The organism is Amycolatopsis vancoresmycina, from assembly GCF_000716785.1.
Taxonomy (GTDB): Bacteria; Actinomycetota; Actinomycetes; order Mycobacteriales; family Pseudonocardiaceae; genus Amycolatopsis; species Amycolatopsis vancoresmycina.
Genome location: NZ_JNYY01000012.1, coordinates 133,306 through 152,962 on the forward strand (window position 1 = coordinate 133,306; position 19,657 = coordinate 152,962).

Sequence of the window (19,657 nt, forward strand, 5' to 3'; positions counted from 1 at the left end):
CGTCGTCCGCCCCGGACGAACCTGATCCCGCCGCACCGCCCCCATCGACGAGGGTGAGCCCCATGAGCACTCAGCTCCGCAGAGCGGTCGCGTCCAGCTTCCTGGGCAGCCTGATCGAGTACTACGACTTCCTCCTCTACGCCACGGCCAGCGCGGTGGTCTTCGGCAAGGTCTTCTTCGCCGACCTCGATCCGGCGCTGGCCACGGTCGCCAGCTTCGGCACGTTCACCACCGGTTACCTCGCCCGCCCGCTCGGCGGCCTGCTCTTCGGCCACTTCGGGGACCGCTTGGGCCGCAAGCGGATGCTCGTGCTGACCATGACCCTGATGGGCGTCGCGAGCTTCCTCATCGGCCTGCTCCCCGGCTACGACCAGATCGGCGCGGTCGCCCCGATCGGCCTGGTCCTGCTCCGCGTCGTCCAGGGCATCGCGGTCGGCGGCGAGTGGGGCGGCGCGGTGCTGATGTCCGCCGAGCACGCGCGGACGCGCCGCGGCCTGTGGGCCGGGTTCACCAACGCCGGCGCGCCGAGCGGCATGGTCCTTTCCACGCTCGTCATGTCCGGTACCGCCGCGGTCACCTCGGAGGCCGACTTCCTCGCGTGGGGCTGGCGGATCCCGTTCCTGCTCAGCATCGTCCTGCTCGCGGTCGGCCTGTTCGTGCGGTCCCGCGTCGAGGAGACGCCGGCGTTCCTGGCCGCCCGCACGGAAGCACGCCGCCGGATCCCCCTCGTCGCCGTGCTGCGCGACCACCCGCGGGTGCTGCTGCTCGGCATCGGTGTCGGGTTCGCCGCGTTCGTCGTCCAGGCCACCCTGACGACGTTCGTGCTCGCCTACGGCGTCCAGCACGGCCACCCGCGGCAGGAGGTGCTGAACGCGCTCACCCTGTCGTCGGCCTGTGCGGTGGCGGGCATCCTGCTGTGGTCCGCGCTGTCCGACCGGATCGGCCGCCGCCCGGTCGTCCTGGCCGGTGCGCTCGCGATGGCGGTGTTCGGCTTCGCGCTGTTCCCCATGGTGCGCAACGGAAGCGGCCTGCTGCTCGTGCTCGCGCTGGTGATCGGCCAGGGCGTGATCCACCCGATGATGTACGGCCCGCTCGCCGCCTTGTACTCGGAGCTGTTCAGCACCGGGAACCGGTACACCGGCGCGTCGCTGGGGTACCAGCTCGCCGGGCTCGGGGCCGGGTTCGCCCCGCTGATCTTCGCCGAGCTGCAGCGCGCCAACGGCCCGTCGACCACCCCCGTGTCCTGGACGATCGCCGCGTTCTGCCTCCTGTCCGCGGTCTGCGTCCTGGCCCTGCGGGAAACCCACCGCCGCGACCTGACCCCGGACGTGACGGCCCCCGAACCCGCGCGGCAGGAAGGAAACCGGGCATGACGCTCCGCCGCCTCGGCGTGTTCTTCGCGGCGACCCTGACCGCGTTCGGCCTCACCACCGCCGTCCCGGCGCACGCCGCCACCCCCGCGCACCACACCGGGCAGCTGCCGGACGGCGCGAGCTGGGTGGCGGACGTCCCGCCGGACTGGAACGGGACCGTCATCCTCTACAGCCACGGCTTCGGCCCGCTCGCGGCGCAGGACGCCCCGGACGCCGCGACCGGGCAGGCGCTGCTCGACGCCGGGTACGCGCTGGTCGGCTCGTCCTACAGCGGTCCTTCGTGGTGGGCGCTCAGCTCGGCCGTGCGCGACCAGTTCGCCTCGCTCGACGCGCTCGTGCAGCGGATCGGCGAGCCTCGCCGCACCATCGCGTGGGGCACGTCGATGGGCGGGCTGGTCAGCGCGCTCGAGGCGGAGTCCGGACACCGGCGGCTCGACGGCGCGCTCACCACCTGCGGCTTGGTCGCCGGCGCGCTGGACCTGAACGACTACCAGCTCGACGGCGAGTACGCGCTGTCCCGCCTGCTCGCCCCCGCGCAGCCGGTGAAGCTCGTCCGGTACGCGAACGCCGACGAGGCGTCCGCGGCGGGCGCGTCGCTGACGAAGATCGTCGCCGACGCCCAGGGCACCGCGGCCGGCCGGGCCCGGACCGCGCTCGGGGCCGCGCTGCTGAACACGCCGCCGTGGCTGACCGGCGCCACGCCGCCCGGCCCCGCCGACTACGCGGGCCAGGAGCAGCAACAGCAGCTGGCGCTGACGCAGTTCGTGCTCGGCTTCGTCATGTCCGGCCGCTACCAGGTCGAGCTCGCCGCCGGCGGCAACAGCGCGGCCAACGCGGGCGTCGACTACCGCGCGCTGCTGGCCGGCAGCCCGCAGGCCCGGCAGGTCCGGGCGCTGTACCGGGCGGCTGGGCTGGACCTCGGCGCCGACCTCGCCGAGCTGACCCGCCACGCGGACGTCACGGCCGACCCCGGTGCCACCCGCACGCTCGCCCGCACCTCGGTGCCGACCGGGCGGCTGCGCGTTCCCGAACTCACCGTCCACACGACCGCGGACCACCTGGTCCCGGTCGAACAGGAGAACCGGTACGCCCACCGGGTCCGCGCCGCGGGCCGGGAACCGTTGCTGCGCCAGGTTTTCGTCGACGCGGCCGGGCACTGCGCGTTCCAGCCGCCGGAGACCGTGGCCGCCCTGCACGCCCTCGAATCCCGGATCGGCACCGGCCACTGGCCCGACCTGCGGCCCGAGCGGCTCAACGCGGCGGCGGCCGCGCTCGGCGCCCCCGGGCGCTACCTGCGGTACACCCCGGCGCCGCTGACCGGCGCCCGCCACTGAGCCCGTGGCCGCGGTGCCCCGCCACCGGCACCGCGGCCACTTGCGTTGCGGTAAACCATCCCTTGCCGAGAAGGCATTTGAAGTCAACCGGCGGCGTCCCTAGCGTGGCCGGTATGCACCTCACGATTCTCGCGGCGGCCGGCCGGACCGGCCTCGCCCTGACCCGGAAAGCGGTGCAGCGCGGGCACACCGTGACCGCGATCGCCCGCGACCCCGGGCGCATCGACGTCCCGGACGCTCCCCTGCTGCACCGCGTGGCGGGTGACGTCGAAGACCCGGCGAGCCTCGCGGCCGTCATCGGCCCGGACTCGGTGGTCCTGTCCGCGCTGGGCACGGACCGGGCCGGCGTCCTGCTGGCCGGGGCCGAGGCCGTCGTCGCCGCCGGGCCCCGGCGGATCCTCTGGCTCGGGGCCTACGGGACCGGCCCGTCCGCGAGCTCTGCCTCCGAAGTGCTCGCGAAGGCGCTGGGCGACCGGCTGGGCGACAAGGTCGACGCGGACGGCACCATCCTCGCGGCGGGCGGCACGGTGTTCCACGCCGGGATGCTCGCCGACGGGCCGGAAAGCCCGCACCGGCGCACGGTGGGCCTCGACGCGGCGCCTCCCTTCGACCTCTCGGCGTCGATCAGCCGGGACACCGTCGCCGCGGCGATGCTCGACGAGGCCGAATCGCCCCGCTTCACCGGCGCGGTGGCCGTGCCGCTGGCCGGCTAACCGGCGGTGACTTCGTCGAAGGCGGCCCGCACCTGCTCGCGGAGCCAGGCGTGCGCGGGGTCGGAGTCGTACCGCTGGTGCCAGGTGCAGCAGATCTCCCCCGCCGGGGACGCGGCCGGCAGCGGCCGGGTGATCAGGCCGAACGCGTCGACGAGCGGGCGGCCGAGGACCTCGGTGCAGCTGACCAGGACGTCGCTGCGGGCCGCCAGCTGCAGGGCGGTGGCGACGGTCGCCACCGCCGCGACCACCCGGCGGCGCAGGCCCTCGGCGGCCAGCACGTCGTCGATCGGCGCGGTCAGCCGGCCGCGGCGGGAGACCAGCACGTGCGGCGCCGCGGCGTAGGACCGCAGGTCGAGCCCGGTGGCGCACGGGTGCCCCGGCCGCATGGCCACGACGAGCGGGTCGTGCCCGAGCACCGCCGACCGGAACTCGGGCAGGTGCGGCCGGCTCCCGCCGAGTTCCAGGTCGATGCGGCCCTGCCGCAGGTCGTCCGTGTCGGCGGAGTGTTCGGCCAGCACCCGCAGCCGCACGCCGGGCGCCCGGTCCTGGAGCCGGCCGACCAGCACCGGGACGACCGACGCGGTGAGGGCGTCGTGGCACTGGATCGTGAAGGTGCGGTCCAGTTCGGCGAGGTCCAGCTCGCGGGCCGGCCGCAGCACCGCGCGGGCCTGCCGCACCAGCCGGTGGACGTCCTCGCGGACGGAAAGGGCGTACGGCGTCGGGACCATCGTGTGCCCGGTGCGGACCAGGATGTCGTCGCCGGTGACCGCGCGCAGCCGGCCCAGGGTGCGGCTGACCGCGGGTGAGGACAGGTGCAGCCGCTCGGCCGCGCCCATCACGCTGCCCTCCTCGAGGAGGGCGTCGAGCACGGTGAGCAGGTTCAGGTCGAGTTGCACGAACGCAAGACAACCACAGGAGGATCGATGAACCAGGACCTGCTCGCCGCCACGACCGCCGCCGTCCGCGACGCCGGCGCCCGGATGCTGGCGCGCTACTCCCCCGGGTCCCGCCAGCCGGGGCTGCCGGAGTTGCTGGACAGCCTGCACGCCAACGACTCCGCCGTCGCCGAGGTACTGCGCCCGGCGCTGGCCGCGATCCAGCCGCAGGCGCAGTGGCTCGACGACGAACACGGCTCGGGCCCGCTGCCGCCGGGCGAGTGGTGGCTGATCGACCCGGTCGGCGGCAACGTCAACGCCGTGCACGGGATGCCGGACTGGAACATCGGCGTGAGCCTCGTCCGCGACGGGCGCCCGGTGCTGGCCGTGCTGCACTTCCCCGTGCTCGGCGAGGTGTTCACCGCCCGCGAAGGCGGCGGGGCCTTCCTCGGCGGCGAACGGCTGCGGGTGTCCGCCAAGACGTCGCTGGCCGGCGCGCTGACGGGCACCGGCCAGGCCCAGCCCGGCCACGACGCCGAGCTGCTGGAGCGGATGGGCACGTCGTTCACGGCGATGGCGAAGGCCGCGCTCCACGTGCGGATCTCGGTGCCGGTGACCCACCAGCTCGCCCAGGTCGCGGCGGGCCGGATGGACCTGCACTGGCAGTTCGACAACGTCCGCTCGCACGCGGCGGGCGTGCTGCTGGTCCAGGAGGCGGGCGGGGTCGTGACCGGCCTGGACGGCGAGCCGTGGGACCTGGCCGGCCACGGCTACCTCGCCGCGGCCCCCGGCGTGCACGCGGCCGCGCTGGAAGTCCTCGCCACGGTTGCGCGGCGCGTTTCGAGCTGACGTGGCCGGGTCGCGGGGAACACTATCCGAAAGCGCTTTTCGCCTTTTCCGCTCACCGGTTTCCGGCGCTTCCAGATAGTGGTCCGCGACCGGTCAGGACAGCCCAAAGAAAGCGATGGCCACGGCGGCCATCCCGCCCGCGGGCAGGCTGTGCCCGGCACCCTGGATGCTGTAGGCCTCCACCCGGACACTGCCGGCACCGTCGGCGTAGCGGCGCCGGTTCCAGCCGGCCTGCGGGCTGTCGGTGGACGTCGGTGCCTGGCTCAGCCCGGCCACGGTGGTCCACTGCTCGATTTCCTCCTGCAGCAGCGAATACGGCACGAGCGTGTCCGCCGTGCCGTGCCACAGCTGGACGCGCGGGCGGGGACCGGTGTAGCCGGGGTACGCCTGCCGGACCGCGTCACCCCACTGCTGCGGCGTGCGGTTCGCGCCGCCGTTGCCGGTGCACTTACTCGACCACGGCGGGAAGTCCGCGGCGTTCGCGAAGCAGCCGAACGGCACGCCCATGAACGCCGCGCCCGCCTTGAACACGTCCGGGTAGAGGGCCAGCATTTCGTTGGTCATCATGCCGCCGGAGGAGGAACCGGTGGCGAAGACGCGGTTCGGGTCGCCGCCGTAGTGCTGCTCGGCGTAGGTCACCATCGACGCGATCGACACCGGATCGCTGCCGCCGCCGCGGCGTTTCGCCGCGTCGGACCAGGTGTCGAAGCAGTTGCCGAACCCGGCCTGCTGCTGGGCACTGGGGTAGATGACGAGGAAACCGTAGCGGTTGGCCAGCGAGGCGAATTCGCTGCCGGAGTAGAAGCCCGGTCCCGAACCGCCGCAACCGTGCATGGCGACCACGATCGCGGGATTGGCCGGCCGGGTGTCCGGCACGTAGATGTGCATGCGCATCCCGCCCGGGTTGTTCCCGAAGCCGGTCACCTCCACCAGTGACGCGGCCGCCGCCGTCGACGGGACGGCCACTCCGGTCACCGCGGCCAGCAAACCGGCCGCCAATGCCACGAACGCCGTTCTGAATCCACTCATCGGTGACCTCCGGTCGGCGATCCCCCTCCCCGGCGACGTTAGGCAGACTGGCGACGACCGTCAACGAAACATCTGCTATTTACGCGGTTCAGCCCAGTCGTGGAAACGAAACTTTCGCGCGGCGGACCATTCCTTCGACAGATTCCCGGCGATCGGCGGCCGGATGACGAACGCGCCGCCGGGGGTTAGGTTGGCTCCGGCGAGGAGGTGGCGGATGGCCGGTGCGGACGGCGAAGGCACGCCCGGCGTGCGGCCGGAGACCCTGTTGCTCACCCTGCTCGGCGACCACGTGCTGGACCGCGGGATCGCGGTGTCCACCGGCGGCGTCCTCGCCGCGCTGGACCGCCTCGGCGTCGGCGAACACGCGACGCGGGCGACGCTGGGCCGGATGATCCGCCGCGACCTGCTGCACACCGTCCGCCGGGGCCGCCAGGCGTTCCTCGGCCTGACCGGGCACGGCGCCGCGGTGCTGCGCGACGGGCAGCGCAAGCTCGACGGCGACATCGTCGACCGGCACTGGGACGGCCGGTGGACGCTGCTGACGTTTTCGGTGCCGGAGAGCAGGCGCGCGGACCGGCACGCCCTGCGCACCCGGCTGGACTGGTTCGGGTTCGGGCTGCTGCGCAGCGGCCTGTGGGTCTCGACGTCGGCCGCCGACATCGGGCCGGCGCTGGCCGAACTCGACCTGCTCGACCACGCCGAGGTGTTCCGCGCCGAACCGTTCATGTGGACCGATCCCGCGCGGATCGCCCGGGAGGCGTGGGACCTCCCCCGGCTCGCGGCCGGGTACGAGCAGTTCCTCGGCCGCTGGACCGGCGGCGCCCACGGCGAGCTCGACGAGCTGTCCCGCAGCATCCGGCTGGGCGCGGAGTGGCTGCTGCTCATCCGCCGCGACCCGGTGCTGCCCCCGGCCCTGCTGCCGCCGGGCTGGCCGGGCACCCGCGCCGCGGCGTTGTTCCGCAGCCTGCGCCGCCGCTGGGCCCGGCCCGCGGGCAAGCTGGCCGCCGAACTGCTCGAGTCGCTCGTCGACGCGTGACCGCCTGGCGGTTGCAACGTGGCATGCCACGTTGCAAGCTTGGTCACGGCCCGATCCGTCCCCACCCCGGAGGTCACCGGTGACCGATATCGATCGACGCGACGTGCTGCGTGCCCTCACCGCGCTGGGGGTGACCGGCGTGACGGCGAGCCTGTTCGGCGGCACCGCCGAAGCGGCCGGCGAGGACCCGCTGGACCTGAAGTTCTCGATCACGCGGCAGTTCCGGCCGTTCGACCTGATCGCGCCGAAGTTCGTCCAGGTCGACACCACGGCCCGCGCCGGCGCGCTCGTCGAGACCGGCGTCCGGCCGAAAGCGCCGTACGGGACGGTGACCGTCGAGGTGCTCGACGCGGGCGCCCCGGTCGTCGCCGGGCTGGCCGGCCACGGGGTCTCGGTGCTCGGCACCTACGACCCCGCCGCGGGACAGGCCGCCATCGAGATCACCACGGCGGCCGGCACCACGGTGGTCAAGACCGCCCCGGCCGACCTGCGGGCGCCGTTCGGCTTCGCCGTGGTGGTCAACGAAAACGCCGTGACGGTGCTGGCCGACCACGGCACCGGCTGGCGGCCGCTGCTGACCGCGCGCGACGAGGTCCGCGCGCGGATCGACCTGCGCGACCCCGCGGTGCTCGGGAAGCTCGGCTACGCCTACGGCCGCCGCGGCCCGGCGCGGCTGGGGAAGGTCCGGGCCGGCTACTTCGGCCAGGCCGGCGTCCGCGACCCGCACGTCGTGCAGTACGCCGACGGCCGGCCCTACATCCGCCACGGCAAGCTCTACCTGACGATGACGAACGCCGGCCTCGGGTTCTTCCAGCAGGCGCACTGGGCGGTGTGGACGCTCGACCTGGCCGATCCGGCCAAGCTCGACCAGGTGGCGACGCTGTTCTTCGCCCGCGACGGCGTCGTGCTCGGCGACCACGCCGGCCAGATCGTCGTCGACGACGACCGGTTCGTCCTGCTGATGAGCTCCTGGGGCGACTTCGCCTTCACCGGCGTGCACGTGCGGCACACCGTCACCCGCGAGAACGTGCTTTCGGGCGTGCACGTGCTGCCGACCGAGCAGCTGGCGCTGCCCACGACGGTCAGTTCGTGGGACCCGGCCCTGACGAAGATCGACGGCCGGTGGCACATCGCGTTCGTCGAAAGCCCGGCCCAGCAACCGGCTTTCGTGTTCCACCCGGCACTGGCGGCCGCGCCGCGCGGCGCGGACTACGACCATGGCCTGACGCTGCTGGGCGCCGACCGGTCGGTCACCCAGACCGAGGGCACCATCCTGCAGCGGGTGGGCGGCCGGTGGTACCTGTTCGCCAGCGACGGCAACGCCCGCGAGTACCCGGTGTACGACCTGCGGCTGCGGAAGCTCGGGACGCTGAACGCGCCGTACGGCACCAACATCCCGCACCCGATGCTGGTCCGGATCGGCGATCGGTGGTGGCTGCCCACGTTCGACGGCACGCAGTACGCCGAAGACGTCCTCGGCTACGGCGGGCACGGGGACTTCATCCTGATGCAGTCGTCGTGACCCAGGTCACACGCTGAGCGTGTCAACCTCGCCCGGCCGCTCCCCGTCCCTTCGGGTCATGAAGGTTCTCGTCGCGGGAGCGACCGGCGTGGTCGGCCGCCGCGTCGTCCCGCCGCTGGTCGCCGCCGGCCACGAGGTGCTGGCGCTGGCCCGCCCGGGCCGGGCCCGGCGGGTGGCGCCCGGCGCGGAGGTCCTGGTGGCCGACGCGCTCGACCGCGACGGCGTGCGCGCCGCCGTCCGGCAGGCGGCGCCGGACACCGTGGTCAACCTGCTGACGGCGATCCCCGCCGAACCCGACCCGAAGCACCTGGCCCGGGACCTGGCGGTCACCAACCGGCTGCGCACCGAGGGCACCCGCAACCTGCTGGCGGCGGCCGGCGACGCGCGCGTGATCAGCCAGGGGCTGGCGTACGGCTACCAGCCGGACGCCGGGCCCGCGGGCGAAGACGCGCCGCTGTGGCGGGCGGGCCCGCCGCCGCAGTTCGTGCCGGTGCTGGCGGCCCTGATGGAGCTGGAGCGCCTGACCACCCGGGCCGGCGGCCTCGTCCTGCGCCTCGGTCACCTGTACGGCCCCGGCACGACCTTCGCCGGGGACGGGCGGTTCACCCGCCAGGTCCGGGCCGGGCGGGTGCCGCTGGCGGGTGGCGGCCACGCGGTGTTCTCCTTCACCCACGCGGACGACGCGGCGGCCGCCGTCACCGCGGCGGTCGACCGCGACGTGGTGACCGGCGTGCTGAACATCGTCGACGACGAGCCGGCCCCGGTGCACGACTGGCTGCCGGACCTGGCCCGCCTGCTGGGCGCCCCGGCGCCGCGGAAGGTGCCGGCCGCGGTCGCCCGGCTGGCGGTGGGCAGCTGGGGCGTGGCGTTCCTGAACCGGCTGCGCGGCGCGGACAACGCACGGGCCCGGTTGCGCCTGGGCTGGCGGCCACGGTTTTCGTCGGTGGCCGAAGGGTTCGCGGCCGAATTCGGCACCGGCGTCGGCCGGGCCTACTCGCAATCGGGATAAGGATTCAGGACACCTCCAGGCCCCGGTCTTCCGCGCGATCCCGCCAGAACGCGTTCCCCGCGAACCGCGCTTCCCAGCCGTAGACCTCGCGCCGCACCGCCCGGTACTCGGCCGCCGCCGAACCCACGAAGGCCCGGTAGCCCGCTTCCGATCCGGCGGCCGCCCGCCGCCCCGACTCGATGGCGAACGCCGCGCCACCGGAGGACAGCGGGTCCACCGCCAGTGCCGCGTCGCCGACCGCGACCCAGCCCGGGCCCGACACCGGTGCCAGGCGGTGGCTCGCCGCACTCACCACCCGGAGCGGCCCGATCGGCGTCCCGGCGGCCAGGTCCCGGGTCTTCGCGGTCGACGCCAGCGCCGCCGCCCAGCCCGGTGCGGTCGCCAGCCCGGCGGCCGCCACGAACCGCGCGTCGGCGAACCGGGCCAGCAGCCGCCGGTCCGCCGGCAGGGGCGAGGCGTACCACCAGCCGTCCGGGACCGCCTCCAGGAACGTGTCGCCCGGCGGGGTGCCCGGCGGCAGGGCGAACACCCGCGCGACGCAGACCAGCCGGTCGAGCCGTTCGCGGCGGGCGCCCAGCGCCCGGGCGATCCGGGCCGGCCGCCCGGTCGCGTCGACCACCAGGTCCGCCCGCGCCGGCGCGTCGGCGTCCACCGCGAAGCCACCCGGCACCCGCCGCACCCCGCGGACCGCCACCCCGCGCCGGACGTCGGCGCCCGCCTCGGCCGCGGCGTCCGCCAGCAGCCGGTCGAACCGGGCGCGATCGGTGTGCCAGCCGTGGCCGTGCGGGCTGAACACGAACGACCGCTCGGCCACCTCGGGCCCGCCCCAGGCGCTGGCCGTCTGGTACGACGGGACCGGCCCGGACGCCACGAACCGGTCCCACACCCCCAGCGCGCGCAGCAGCGGGTTCACCGCGGGCGGCAGGGTCTCCCCCATCCGCAGCCCGCCGTAGCCCGACCGCTCGAACAGGACCACCTCGGCGCCGCGGCGGGCCAGTTCGAGGGCGGCGACGGCGCCGGCCGGGCCGCCGCCGACCACCACGGCGTCAGCCCGCATCGCCGACCGTCCGCCGCAGTTCGGCCACCAGCCGGCGGACTTCGCCGGACGCGCCGGCGTCCGGCGAGGTGTCGCCGCACAGCGCCTCGACGCACTTCAGGAACTCCTTCGGGTCCACCCCGTACTCGGCCCACCGCCGCATCAGCCGGTCGTTGCCCGCCAGGGTGAGCAGGACGCAGCGCAGCAGCGCGCACCACCGGCGGTCGTGCTCGGCCAGCGCCCCGCCGACGTCGCCGGGGCCGCCGGGCGGCGGGGTGTCGCCGCCGCGCCAGACCCCGGCCCAGAGCGTGCGTTCGCGGGTGAAGAGGTGGCCGCGGCCGGTGCGCCCGCCGGCCCGGGCACGGATCCGGTAGTCGCCGATGGTGTGCGCCACGAAGGATCCGGTGAACTCGTCGCCGTCGGGGGTCAGTGCCAGTGTGCTGACCGCGCCGCCGGGCCGGGTGATCTCCGCCCAGACGGTCGCCTCCGCGGTCAGCGGGATGCCGGAGTCGGCCAGCGCGGCCACCACCGTCACGGTCGCGCCCGGCTGGTGGCTGCTCTGCTGGGCCGACGCCGTGAACGAGACGTCCGACCACGCGTGCACGATCACCGAGTAGCGCTGGAACCGGGCGGCGGCCGGGTCCTGGCCGCCGTGGTCGTCCTGGCCGCCGCGCCGGTCGTAGGACAGCACCGCGTTCCACGTGCCCTCGTGGGCGGGCCGCCCGGGGTCGGCGAGCAGCGGCAGCGGCAGGCGGTAGTACGACACCTGGTCGGTGGCCACGAACGACCCGCCCAGCGAGCGGGCCAGCGCCGGGTCGACCAGCCTGCCGTAGGGCGTCTCCAGCAGGAACGTCAGGCCGCGGCGGTTTTCCGCGGTCAGGATCACGTCCACCAGGTTGTCGGCGTCGCAGACGGAGAACGGCACCCGCAGCGCCTGCCGGTAGCCGATGTGGCCGGCCGGGTCGAGCACCACCTCGGCGTTGCTCACGCCGGCGAGTATCTGCAGGAAGTACTTCTTGAGCAGGAACTGGTTGTCCCCGCCGAGCGCCGGGCCGGTGATCAGCAGGGTGCCACCGTGGTTGCCCGACACCGTCTGCAGCGCGGCGGCGCTGGTGTTCGCGGCCGTGCCGAGCCCCACCGAGTACGTGGTTTCGTCGATTTCCGCGGCCACGTCGGCGATCCACCGCGGGCGGTTCTCGACGCCGTCGGTGAGCACGACCAGCGACCGGACGTCGGTCGCGGCGCCGGAGAGGGTGCCCCGGCCGGTGAAGATGCCGTCCCCGATCGAGGTGTTGCCGCCGGGGTTGAAGCCGGCGCCGTAGATCGCGCTGCGCAGGTCGCTGCGCGTGGTGTCGAACGGGTCGTCCGCGGCACCGAGGGTGGTCAGGCCGCGCACCACCGCGGCGTCGTCGTCGAAGGCCGTGAGCGACAGCGCGTCGCCGGGCAGCATCACGTCCAGGAACGTGCTCGCCGCTTCGCGCAGGCTCTGGGCCTTGCTGCCCAGCCCGTCGCCGCGGTCCTCGCTCATGCTGCCGGACTTGTCGAGCACCAGCGCGGCGGCCGCGGTCTTGCGCGGCACCGAGTTCGCGTTGACCGGGATGGTCCACGTCTGGCCGGTTTCGGCGCACGACGCGGTCAGGCTGTCGGTGACGCTGTGCGCGGTGTTCGGGGCGGCGTAGACGATCCACAGCCGCACGGTGGTGATCGCGGACCCGGTGGGCGGCACGGTGACCGGCGTCGGGGTGTAGCGCGACAGGCTCGGGTCGGCGGGGCCGGCGGTGAAGGTCAGGGTCACCGGCACCGGCGACCGGACCTCGAACACCACCGCGCGGGCCGCCTTGCGGGTGGTGCCGCCGGGCCCCTGCGGCACGTCGCGGAAGGTCAGCGACGGCGTCACCAGGTTGACCACGGTGTCGGCGCCGTCGCACCGGTCGGTCTCCACGAGGGCGGTGCCCTGGCGGGTCACGAACCCCATCTTGGCCCACTGGCCCGCCACGAAGGCCGCGGAGCCGGGGACCGACCGGGCCCAGTCCTTGCTGCCGGCCCCGGCGACGTCGACCTGGTTCGGCCGCGGCGCCGGCCACCAGTACGTGCTGCACGCGTAGAAGTCCGACTGCCACGGCACGGCTATCCGCGCGGTGACGGCGCCGGGGGCCACCTTCGCGTGGTCCAGCCGGAACGACGGGACGCCGTCGTTGCTCACCACCGGCAGGTACTTCGCGGTGTCGGTCAGGATGACCCCGCCCTCGATGCCGGGGAAGAACGCGCCGCCGACGCAGTTCTCCAGCGCCGCCTTGTCGAGCCCGCCCGGGGTGATGTCCGCGTCCGGCGGCGGGCGCTGCCCCCACGCCGGGTCCCAGTCGGCAGTCACCGTGCCGGCCACCCACTTCTGCACGAACGCGAGCTGGGTGCCGGTCAGGTTCTGGTCCCACTGCCCGCTGTTCGACACCGAATACTGCCGGGGCATGTGGGCCGGGCCGGGTGGCGCGGTCAGCCGGTCGTACACCCACTGCGCGCCGGCCATCGGGTGGCTGAACCCGTGGTGGCCCTTGGCGTCGGAGTTCACCGCGGCCGAGTCGGCGGCCGACTGCAGCACCGGGTAGATGTCGTCGGTGTAGGACGGGGTCGCGGGCGGGGTCAGCAGCCCGGCCGCGGCGTGCGCGTCGTAGACCGCGTCCCACAGCCGGATGGTGTTGTCGACCGGCGGCGCGAACTTCGGCGGCGCGACGACCACCCACGAGCCGAGCGCGGTGAACGTCTGCCCGCCGATCGTGACCGTCGCGGTCACCGGCCCGTCGGCCACGTCGTCGTGCCAGCCGTTGTTGTCGGCGAAGTGCTGGAGCGCGGTGCCGCCCGGCGCCCCGGAGTTCCCGAGCCCGCCCAGCACCAGCAGGTGCCCGTCGTCGTCGGTGCGGACCTCGCCCAGCGGCACGGTGACCGGCGCGCTGCCGGGCACCTCGAACGTGCCGGAATCCAGCACCACGCGCTGGTCCGGGCCGGTGAGCGTCCGCGCGCCGGGGTCGATCACCAGCTTGTCCCGCGCGGCGCCGGTCACCCCGCTGTTGCGCGGTCCCGGCTGGTCGAAGCCGTCGGCGGCGGCCTTGCGGTTGACCAGGTGCACGGTCCACTCGATGGTCGCGTCGGCCGCGGTCAGCTCTGTCGGCACGCCGTTGTCGTAGCCGAAGACCCGGAACCGGGCGGCCTGCCGCTTGATCCGGCACTGCGCGTCCTTGTACCCGCCCGGCGGCGCCGACCGGTCCCACCGCCGCTCCGGCCCGACGAAGAACTCCGTGTCGCTGTTGCCGACCCGCGCGATGCCGATCGCCGGGTGGATGCGGACTTCCGTGATCGCCATGGGCGGCCCTTCCCTCGGTGTGCGTGCCTGGCGGTGAAGGGCGGCCCGGTCGCCGCCGGATACGTCCGCGCGCATTTGCCGACCCGCATTCGGCAATGAAAACATTTGGCACACAAAAGGCATTCGACAATGGTTGATCACCGTTTTCCGCGTCTTTGCACCGCTTGGGTGAGTGCGATTACTGCGTCTGACAACCGTGTTATTCTCGATACCGAGCCGGGCTTTACCGCTTCGTGACCGGGGGTTCGTATCTGGCGGGGCGCGCGCCGACCTTCCCGGAGTGGCAGCGGCTTCGGCAGCAGGCCGGCCGCACCGGCTCGAGGGAGCGACGCATGGTGGTCCGATTCGATCCGCCGGAAGGACGCCGGGACGACGACCTGGGCTCGCCCGGGTTCGTGCCCGCGATTTCCCCGGAACTGCTGGACCGGCACGGCGGCCGGGTGCTCGATCCCGGCCAGGACGTCGTCGAGGGGTGGCCGGCACCGGGGGCCCGGTACCGGCCCACGGTCTACCGGCCGGGCGTCCTGCTGATCCCCCTCGAAATCTGGATCGCGAAACAGGGTGTGCTCGACGGCCTGCTCGGGCAGATCGAACTGCGCGCGGAACCCCCGGCGAACCTGCCGGCGCGGGCACCCGTGCGGATCACGCTCCGGCCGCGGGAAACCGGGCTCGCCGTGCGCATCGATTCGTGGCGCGCCCTGCAGCACCTGCGGGCTTCGGTTCCCCCGCCCGACGTCGAAGGCGGCCGGTACGAAACCGCCGCCGACGACGGCTCCGTGCTCACCTACGCCGAGGTGGCGCGGATCTCGCTGGAACACCTGATCGCCACCACCGACGACCTGGTGCTGAAACCGTGGGCGATCAGCGACACGCCGGGTGCCGGTTCGATGCGGTCCTCGTTCCGCGGGCGGGTCCCGGCGGTCCTGCCGGGCGAGCCGCCGCGCCGGAAATCCGCCGCCCGCCGTCCGGTGATCGCCGTCGTGGACAGCGGCCACGCCGCCCACCCCCTGCTGGACCTCTACGAAGCCGGCTCGGCCACCCCGTTCGCCGACGAGTTCGTCACCGTGTCCCCCGCCATCCAGGCGGAGATCGTGCAGAACCGCCCCGCCGGCGGGGCACCGGCCTTCCAGCTCATCGACGGGTACACCGACGCGCCGCAGTCCACCGAACCGCTCGTCGGCGCGCTCGAGGACGCCTACGGGCACGGCACGTTCATCGCCGGCCTCATCCGCCAGGCGGCGCCCCGCGCCCGGGTGCTCGCCATCCGCGCGGTGCACAGCGACAAGATCGGCTACTCGGGCGACGCGCTGACGGCGTTGACCGAAATCCTGCACCAGGTGACCGAGGCGCAGGAGAACGGCTGCCCGGAGAAGATGATCGACATCGTGTCGTTCTCGGCCGGCTACTACGACGAATGGGACGAGGGCTCCGAGTTCGCCGGGGTGATCGAAGATCTCGTTGCCCGCGGGGTCGTCTTCGTCGCCGCCGCGGGCAACGAGTCGACCGCGCGGCCGTTCCACCCCGCCTGGCTGGCCACCCGGGCCGGCGCCAAGAACAGCGGCCCGCGGGTGATCGCGGTCGGCGCGCTGAACCCGGACGGCAGCAAAGCCCTGTTCTCCAACGAGAACCGGGCGGTGCGGGTGTGGGCCAGCGGCGTCAACGTGGTGAGCACCTTCCCGGTGGCCGACGGTTCGGAGACGGCGGAACGCGTCGTCCCGGCCCGGAACCGGGCCTCCTTGGACCCCGACAAGTTCACCGGCGACTACGCGGTGTGGAGCGGCACGTCGTTCGCGACGCCGCTGGTCGCCGCCGAAGTGGCGAACCGGCTCCTGCGCATCGGGGAGAAGCAGGCGAAGCTGGCACTGACCAAAGTGGACTCGAAGACCACCGTCAACCGCGCCCGCGCGGCGCTTCCGGAGTTGCCATGAGCACAACCGAGGCCGGCCGGTCGCCGGCGCACCCCCTCGACCACGACCGGGTGGCCGCGGTCTTCACCGCCGCCCGTGCCGGGGACCAGGAGGCGTTCGACGAACTGATCGGCCTGCTGACCCCGCTGCTGTGGCACGTCGCCCGCGCGCAGGGGATCGACCGCGAGCGCAGCGGCGACGTCGTCCAGACGGTGTGGCTGCGCCTGCTCGGCTCGCTCGAGGAGATCCACTCCCCCGTCGCCCTGACCAGCTGGCTGGTCACCGTGACCAAGCGCCAGGCGTGGCGGGCGCAGGCGCAGTACCGGGCCGAGCAGCCGGTCGACGAGAAGTGGTTCCCCGCCTTGGCCGACCCCGCACCCGGCCCGGAACACCACGTGCTGACCGACGACCGCCGGGCGGCGCTGTGGGAGGCGGTCGGCCGGCTGCCCGAGCGGTGCCGCCGGCTCCTGCGCATCGTCGCCTTCGTGCCGCGGCCGGACTACGACCAGGTCAGCGCGGCGCTCGGGATGAAGAAGGGCAGCATCGGCCCGACCAGGGGCCGGTGCCTGAGCCGGCTGCGGTCCCTGCTCGCGGACGGGGAGTGGCCGTGACCGGGCGTGCGCGCCCGGCCGGCGCGGACGACCGCGAACTGCTGGCCGAGCTGCGGCAGCTGTGGACGGACGCCGATCCCGTACCGCCGTCGCTGGCCGGCCGGGTCCGCTTCGCGGTGCGGCTGGCGAACCTGGAGGCCGAGCTGACGTCGCTGCCCGTCCTGCTCGAAGCCGTCTCCGCCCGCGGCGAAGGGGCCAGCCGCGTGCTGACGTTCGAACGGGACGGGTTCGCGGTGCTGGTCAACCTGACCGCCGCCGGGACCGGCACGGTCCGGGTGGACGGCTGGCTCGCCCCGCCGGCCGCCCACGACGTCGAGCTCCTGACGACGGCCGGGCCGCGGACCACGCGGTGCGACGGCGAAGGGCGCTTCGTGATCGAAGACGCCCGCCCCGGGCCCGCCCGGCTGGCGGTCCGGCCCGCCGGGACCGGGCCGCCGGTGACGACCCCGGTCATCGAGCTGTGACGGCCGAAGCGGTCCCGGAGCTCGGCGAGCAGATCCGGGCGCTGCAGCAGCGGGCGGTCGAGGCGACCAACAACGGGCAGCCGCTGGCCGGGCGGCGGCTGCTGCACACCGCGTTGCGGCTGCTCGGGTGGTCGTCGCCCGACGGGCCGCCGGGGCCCGGCCCGGACCGGCTGGCGGTCCGGGTGCTGACCAGCCTGGCCGGCGTGGAGGTCGTGCTCGGCAACAGCGAGCACGGCTTCCACCTGCTCGACACGGCCGAGGCCGCGGTGGCGCCGGAGGACCGCGGGGTCCTGCTGCAGCAGCGGGGCCTGCTGCTGGTGCTCGTCGGCCGGATGGGCGAAGCGCTGCCCTACCTCGACGAGGCCATCCCGCTGCTGCGCCGCGGCGGCGAAGAGGTCGTCCTGGCGAGATCGCTGCTGAACCGGGCGCTGCTGCACCAGATCGCCGGGCGGGTGCGGCCGGCGATGGCCGACCTCGACCAGTGCGCGGAGCTCGGCAGCCGGTACGCCTCCGAACGCGCGCTCGTCGCCAAGGCGTGGCACGGCCGTGGCCAGTGCCGCGTCCTCACCGGGGACGTCCCGGGCGCCCTGCGGGACTTCGACGCGGCCGGCGCCGTCTACGCCGAGCTGTGCGCGGAGATGCTGGGCCCGCTGGGCGTCGACAAGGCGCGGGCGTTGCTCGCCGCCGGGCTCCCGAGCGAAGCCGCCATCGAACTCGACGCGGCGCTCGGCCTGTTCGCCGTCTCCCGGCTCGACCAGGAGCACGCCGAAGCGGAGCTCACGCGGGCGCGCGCGGCGCTGGCGACCGGGCGGGCCGCGGAGGCGCGGGAGTGGGCGGCGCGGGCGCGGGCGCACTTCCGGCGGCGGGGCAACGAAACCTGGGCCGCGGTGGCCACGCTCACCGTCCTGCGGGCGGACTTCGCGGCCGGGCGCCGGATGGCCGCGGTGGCGGCGGCCACCGAGGCCCTCGCCGACCGGCTGACCGCGCTGGGGCTGCGCAACGACGCCGAAGCCGCGACGCTGCTGTCGGCGCGGGCGAACATCGCCCGGCACGAGGTCGGCCGCGCCGGGGACCAGCTGGCGAAACGGCTCGGCGCCGGGGCCCCGCTGACGTCCCACCTGGTGCGCAGCCTGGCGCGGGCCGAGCTGGCGCTGGCCACCGGCGACCGCCGGGGCGCGTTCGCGAACGCGCGCGCCGGGCTGGACCGCCTGGACGCGCACCGCGTCCGGTTCGGCAGCTTCGACCTGCAGACCGGCGCGGCCTCGCTCGGCGACGAGCTCGCCAGGACCGGGCTCGCCGCGGCGCTGGACACGGCGGACCCCGAGGTCGTCTTCCGGTGGCTGGAGCGGTCGCGGGCCCGGGCGTTCCAGGTCCCGGCCGTGCGCGCGCCGACCGACGAGCGCACCCTCGACGCCGTCGCCGAGCTCCGCCACCTCGCCCACGAGGCACGCACGGCCGAGCTGGCCGGACGCCCGGCGACGCAGGCCCGGCGGCGGTGCCTGGCGCTGGAACGGGTGATCCGGGCGCGGGACTGGCAGACCGGCGGCGGGGACGGCTACCACGCGGGCGCGTCGTTCGCGGACGTCGCCGCCGAGCTGGACCGGGCCGGCAGCGTCCTGCTGAGCTTCCTGACCGACCGGACCGGCTTCAAGGCGCTGGTGCTCGCCCGCGGGCGGCCGTCGCTGGTCGCGCTCGGCGACCCGGCCACGGTCGCCGAAGCACTGGCCCGCCTGCACAGCGACCTCGACACGCTGTGCGGGCGCCGGCTGCCGCACACCATCGACCAGGTCGTGCGGACGTCCCTGCGGCGGCAGCTCGCCGTGCTGACCGAGCAGCTGCTGGCCCCGCTCACGGACGAGATCGGCGACGCGGACGTCGTCATCGTGCCGACCGCGCCGCTGTCGACGGTGCCGTGGGGCCTGCTGCCGCCGCTGCGGGGCAGGCCGGTGACGGTGAGCCCGTCGCCGTCGGCCTGGTACGCGGCCCGCCGCGGCGCGGACGGCACCGCCGCCGGCCGCGTCCTGGTCGTCGCGGGCCCCGCCCTCGACCACGCCCCCGCCGAAGCGAGCCGGATTTCCGCGGTGTACCCGGAAGGCACCCTCCTGACGGGCTCCCGGGCGACCGTGGCGGCCACCCTCGGCGCCCTCGGCACCGCGACGATCGTGCACTTCGCCGCGCACGGCCACCACGAACCCGAGAACGTCCTGTTCTCCCGCCTGGACCTGGCGGACGGCCCGCTGATGGCCTACGACGTCCACCAGCTCGAAACGGCACCGCGGCACGTGGTGCTGTCGGCCTGCGACGTCGGCCGTTCGGTGGTCCGCCCGGGCGACGAGTTCCTCGGGTTCACCGCGGCGCTGCTGTATTCGGGCAGCCACACGGTGGTGTCGAGCGTGGCCCGCGTCGACGACCAGGCGGCGGTCGAGGTGATGGCCGCCTACCACCGCGCGCTGGTTCGCGGGGTGCGGCCACCCCGCGCCCTGGCCGACGCCACCCGGGGCGAGCCGCTGACGCCGTTCGTGTGCTTCGGCGGCGCGTGACGGT

At 74.7% G+C, this 19,657-nt stretch carries 15 protein-coding genes; 11 read left to right on the top strand and 4 right to left on the bottom strand.

The features are described from left to right. Positions 1-62 precede the first annotated feature (62 nt). The 3 genes from OO60_RS27410 to OO60_RS27420 all read left to right on the top strand — a co-directional run bounded on the left by OO60_RS27410 (position 63) and on the right by OO60_RS27420 (position 3,420). Positions 63-1,373 carry an MFS transporter gene (locus OO60_RS27410; RefSeq protein ID WP_003062907.1) on the top strand — a complete coding sequence of 437 codons (1,311 nt, stop codon included), beginning with the start codon at positions 63-65 and terminating at the stop codon, positions 1,371-1,373. Then, entirely contained in the window at positions 1,370-2,707 is a 1,338-nt protein-coding gene (locus OO60_RS27415; protein WP_003062902.1) for an alpha/beta hydrolase, read from the top strand. The genes OO60_RS27410 and OO60_RS27415 overlap by 4 nt, the downstream gene beginning before the upstream one ends. 113 nt (positions 2,708-2,820) lie before the next feature. Further along, positions 2,821-3,420 (top strand): NAD(P)-dependent oxidoreductase, encoded by a 600-nt coding sequence (locus tag OO60_RS27420; protein ID WP_003062899.1) that lies wholly within the window; start codon positions 2,821-2,823, stop codon positions 3,418-3,420. Here the strand turns inward: OO60_RS27420 and OO60_RS27425 are convergent. Next, a complete protein-coding gene (locus tag OO60_RS27425) occupies positions 3,417-4,316 on the bottom strand; it encodes a LysR family transcriptional regulator (protein WP_003062895.1) in 900 nt (299 codons plus the stop codon). The two genes, OO60_RS27420 and OO60_RS27425, sit on opposite strands and share 4 nt — an antisense overlap. A gap of 27 nt (positions 4,317-4,343) precedes the next feature. Here OO60_RS27425 and OO60_RS27430 point away from each other — a divergent pair, with 27 nt between their 5' ends. After that, entirely contained in the window at positions 4,344-5,144 is an 801-nt protein-coding gene (locus OO60_RS27430; RefSeq protein ID WP_003062893.1) for an inositol monophosphatase family protein, read from the top strand. A gap of 93 nt (positions 5,145-5,237) precedes the next feature. Here OO60_RS27430 and OO60_RS27435 read toward each other — a convergent pair whose 3' ends face one another. After that, complete coding sequence (locus OO60_RS27435; protein WP_033262378.1) at positions 5,238-6,173, bottom strand: extracellular catalytic domain type 1 short-chain-length polyhydroxyalkanoate depolymerase; 936 nt, start codon at positions 6,171-6,173, stop codon at positions 5,238-5,240. 214 nt (positions 6,174-6,387) lie between these two features. Here OO60_RS27435 and OO60_RS27440 point away from each other — a divergent pair, with 214 nt between their 5' ends. From OO60_RS27440 to OO60_RS27450, 3 genes are all read left to right on the top strand, one after another. Continuing rightward, complete coding sequence (locus OO60_RS27440; protein WP_162186956.1) at positions 6,388-7,209, top strand: PaaX family transcriptional regulator; 822 nt, start codon at positions 6,388-6,390, stop codon at positions 7,207-7,209. Between the two features lie 79 nt (positions 7,210-7,288). Further along, on the top strand, positions 7,289-8,731 hold the full coding sequence (locus OO60_RS27445) for a twin-arginine translocation signal domain-containing protein (RefSeq protein ID WP_003094988.1): 1,443 nt from the start codon (positions 7,289-7,291) through the stop codon (positions 8,729-8,731). Positions 8,732-8,789: 58 nt separating this feature from the next. Beyond that, positions 8,790-9,740 (top strand): NAD-dependent epimerase/dehydratase family protein, encoded by a 951-nt coding sequence (locus tag OO60_RS27450; RefSeq protein ID WP_033262379.1) that lies wholly within the window; start codon positions 8,790-8,792, stop codon positions 9,738-9,740. A 4-nt stretch (positions 9,741-9,744) separates the two neighbouring features. Here OO60_RS27450 and OO60_RS27455 read toward each other — a convergent pair whose 3' ends face one another. After that, a complete protein-coding gene (locus tag OO60_RS27455) occupies positions 9,745-10,797 on the bottom strand; it encodes an FAD-dependent oxidoreductase (protein WP_051767790.1) in 1,053 nt (350 codons plus the stop codon). Next, the gene (locus OO60_RS27460) at positions 10,787-14,131 is read right to left on the bottom strand and encodes a LodA/GoxA family CTQ-dependent oxidase (protein ID WP_003098337.1); all 3,345 of its coding nucleotides are present in this window, start codon (positions 14,129-14,131) and stop codon (positions 10,787-10,789) included. Before OO60_RS27460 ends, OO60_RS27455 begins: the two co-directional genes overlap by 11 nt. A gap of 332 nt (positions 14,132-14,463) precedes the next feature. Between OO60_RS27460 and OO60_RS27465 the strand changes: the two genes are divergently transcribed. The 4 genes from OO60_RS27465 to OO60_RS27480 are packed head-to-tail and all read left to right on the top strand — an operon-like array spanning position 14,464 to position 19,653. Continuing rightward, on the top strand, positions 14,464-16,059 hold the full coding sequence (locus tag OO60_RS27465) for a S8 family serine peptidase (RefSeq protein WP_033262380.1): 1,596 nt from the start codon (positions 14,464-14,466) through the stop codon (positions 16,057-16,059). Then, positions 16,056-16,649, top strand: a complete 594-nt coding sequence (locus OO60_RS27470; RefSeq protein ID WP_003098338.1) for an RNA polymerase sigma factor — start codon at positions 16,056-16,058, stop codon at positions 16,647-16,649. Before OO60_RS27465 ends, OO60_RS27470 begins: the two co-directional genes overlap by 4 nt. Beyond that, positions 16,646-17,113, top strand: coding sequence for a hypothetical protein (locus OO60_RS27475; RefSeq protein WP_033262429.1), 468 nt, complete (start codon positions 16,646-16,648; stop codon positions 17,111-17,113). Before OO60_RS27470 ends, OO60_RS27475 begins: the two co-directional genes overlap by 4 nt. After that, positions 17,110-19,653, top strand: coding sequence for a CHAT domain-containing protein (locus OO60_RS27480; protein ID WP_033262381.1), 2,544 nt, complete (start codon positions 17,110-17,112; stop codon positions 19,651-19,653). Before OO60_RS27475 ends, OO60_RS27480 begins: the two co-directional genes overlap by 4 nt. The last annotated feature ends 4 nt before the right edge of the window (positions 19,654-19,657 follow it).

Coding starts and splice junctions, on each gene's coding strand:
- OO60_RS27410 (WP_003062907.1), top strand. CDS start 63: ATGAGCACTCAGCTCCGCAGAGCGGTCGCGTCCAGCTTCCTGGGCAGC.
- OO60_RS27415 (WP_003062902.1), top strand. CDS start 1,370: ATGACGCTCCGCCGCCTCGGCGTGTTCTTCGCGGCGACCCTGACCGCG.
- OO60_RS27420 (WP_003062899.1), top strand. CDS start 2,821: ATGCACCTCACGATTCTCGCGGCGGCCGGCCGGACCGGCCTCGCCCTG.
- OO60_RS27430 (WP_003062893.1), top strand. CDS start 4,344: ATGAACCAGGACCTGCTCGCCGCCACGACCGCCGCCGTCCGCGACGCC.
- OO60_RS27435 (WP_033262378.1), bottom strand. CDS start 6,173: ATGAGTGGATTCAGAACGGCGTTCGTGGCATTGGCGGCCGGTTTGCTG.
- OO60_RS27440 (WP_162186956.1), top strand. CDS start 6,388: ATGGCCGGTGCGGACGGCGAAGGCACGCCCGGCGTGCGGCCGGAGACC.
- OO60_RS27450 (WP_033262379.1), top strand. CDS start 8,790: ATGAAGGTTCTCGTCGCGGGAGCGACCGGCGTGGTCGGCCGCCGCGTC.
- OO60_RS27455 (WP_051767790.1), bottom strand. CDS start 10,797: ATGCGGGCTGACGCCGTGGTGGTCGGCGGCGGCCCGGCCGGCGCCGTC.
- OO60_RS27460 (WP_003098337.1), bottom strand. CDS start 14,131: ATGGCGATCACGGAAGTCCGCATCCACCCGGCGATCGGCATCGCGCGG.
- OO60_RS27465 (WP_033262380.1), top strand. CDS start 14,464: ATGGTGGTCCGATTCGATCCGCCGGAAGGACGCCGGGACGACGACCTG.
- OO60_RS27470 (WP_003098338.1), top strand. CDS start 16,056: ATGAGCACAACCGAGGCCGGCCGGTCGCCGGCGCACCCCCTCGACCAC.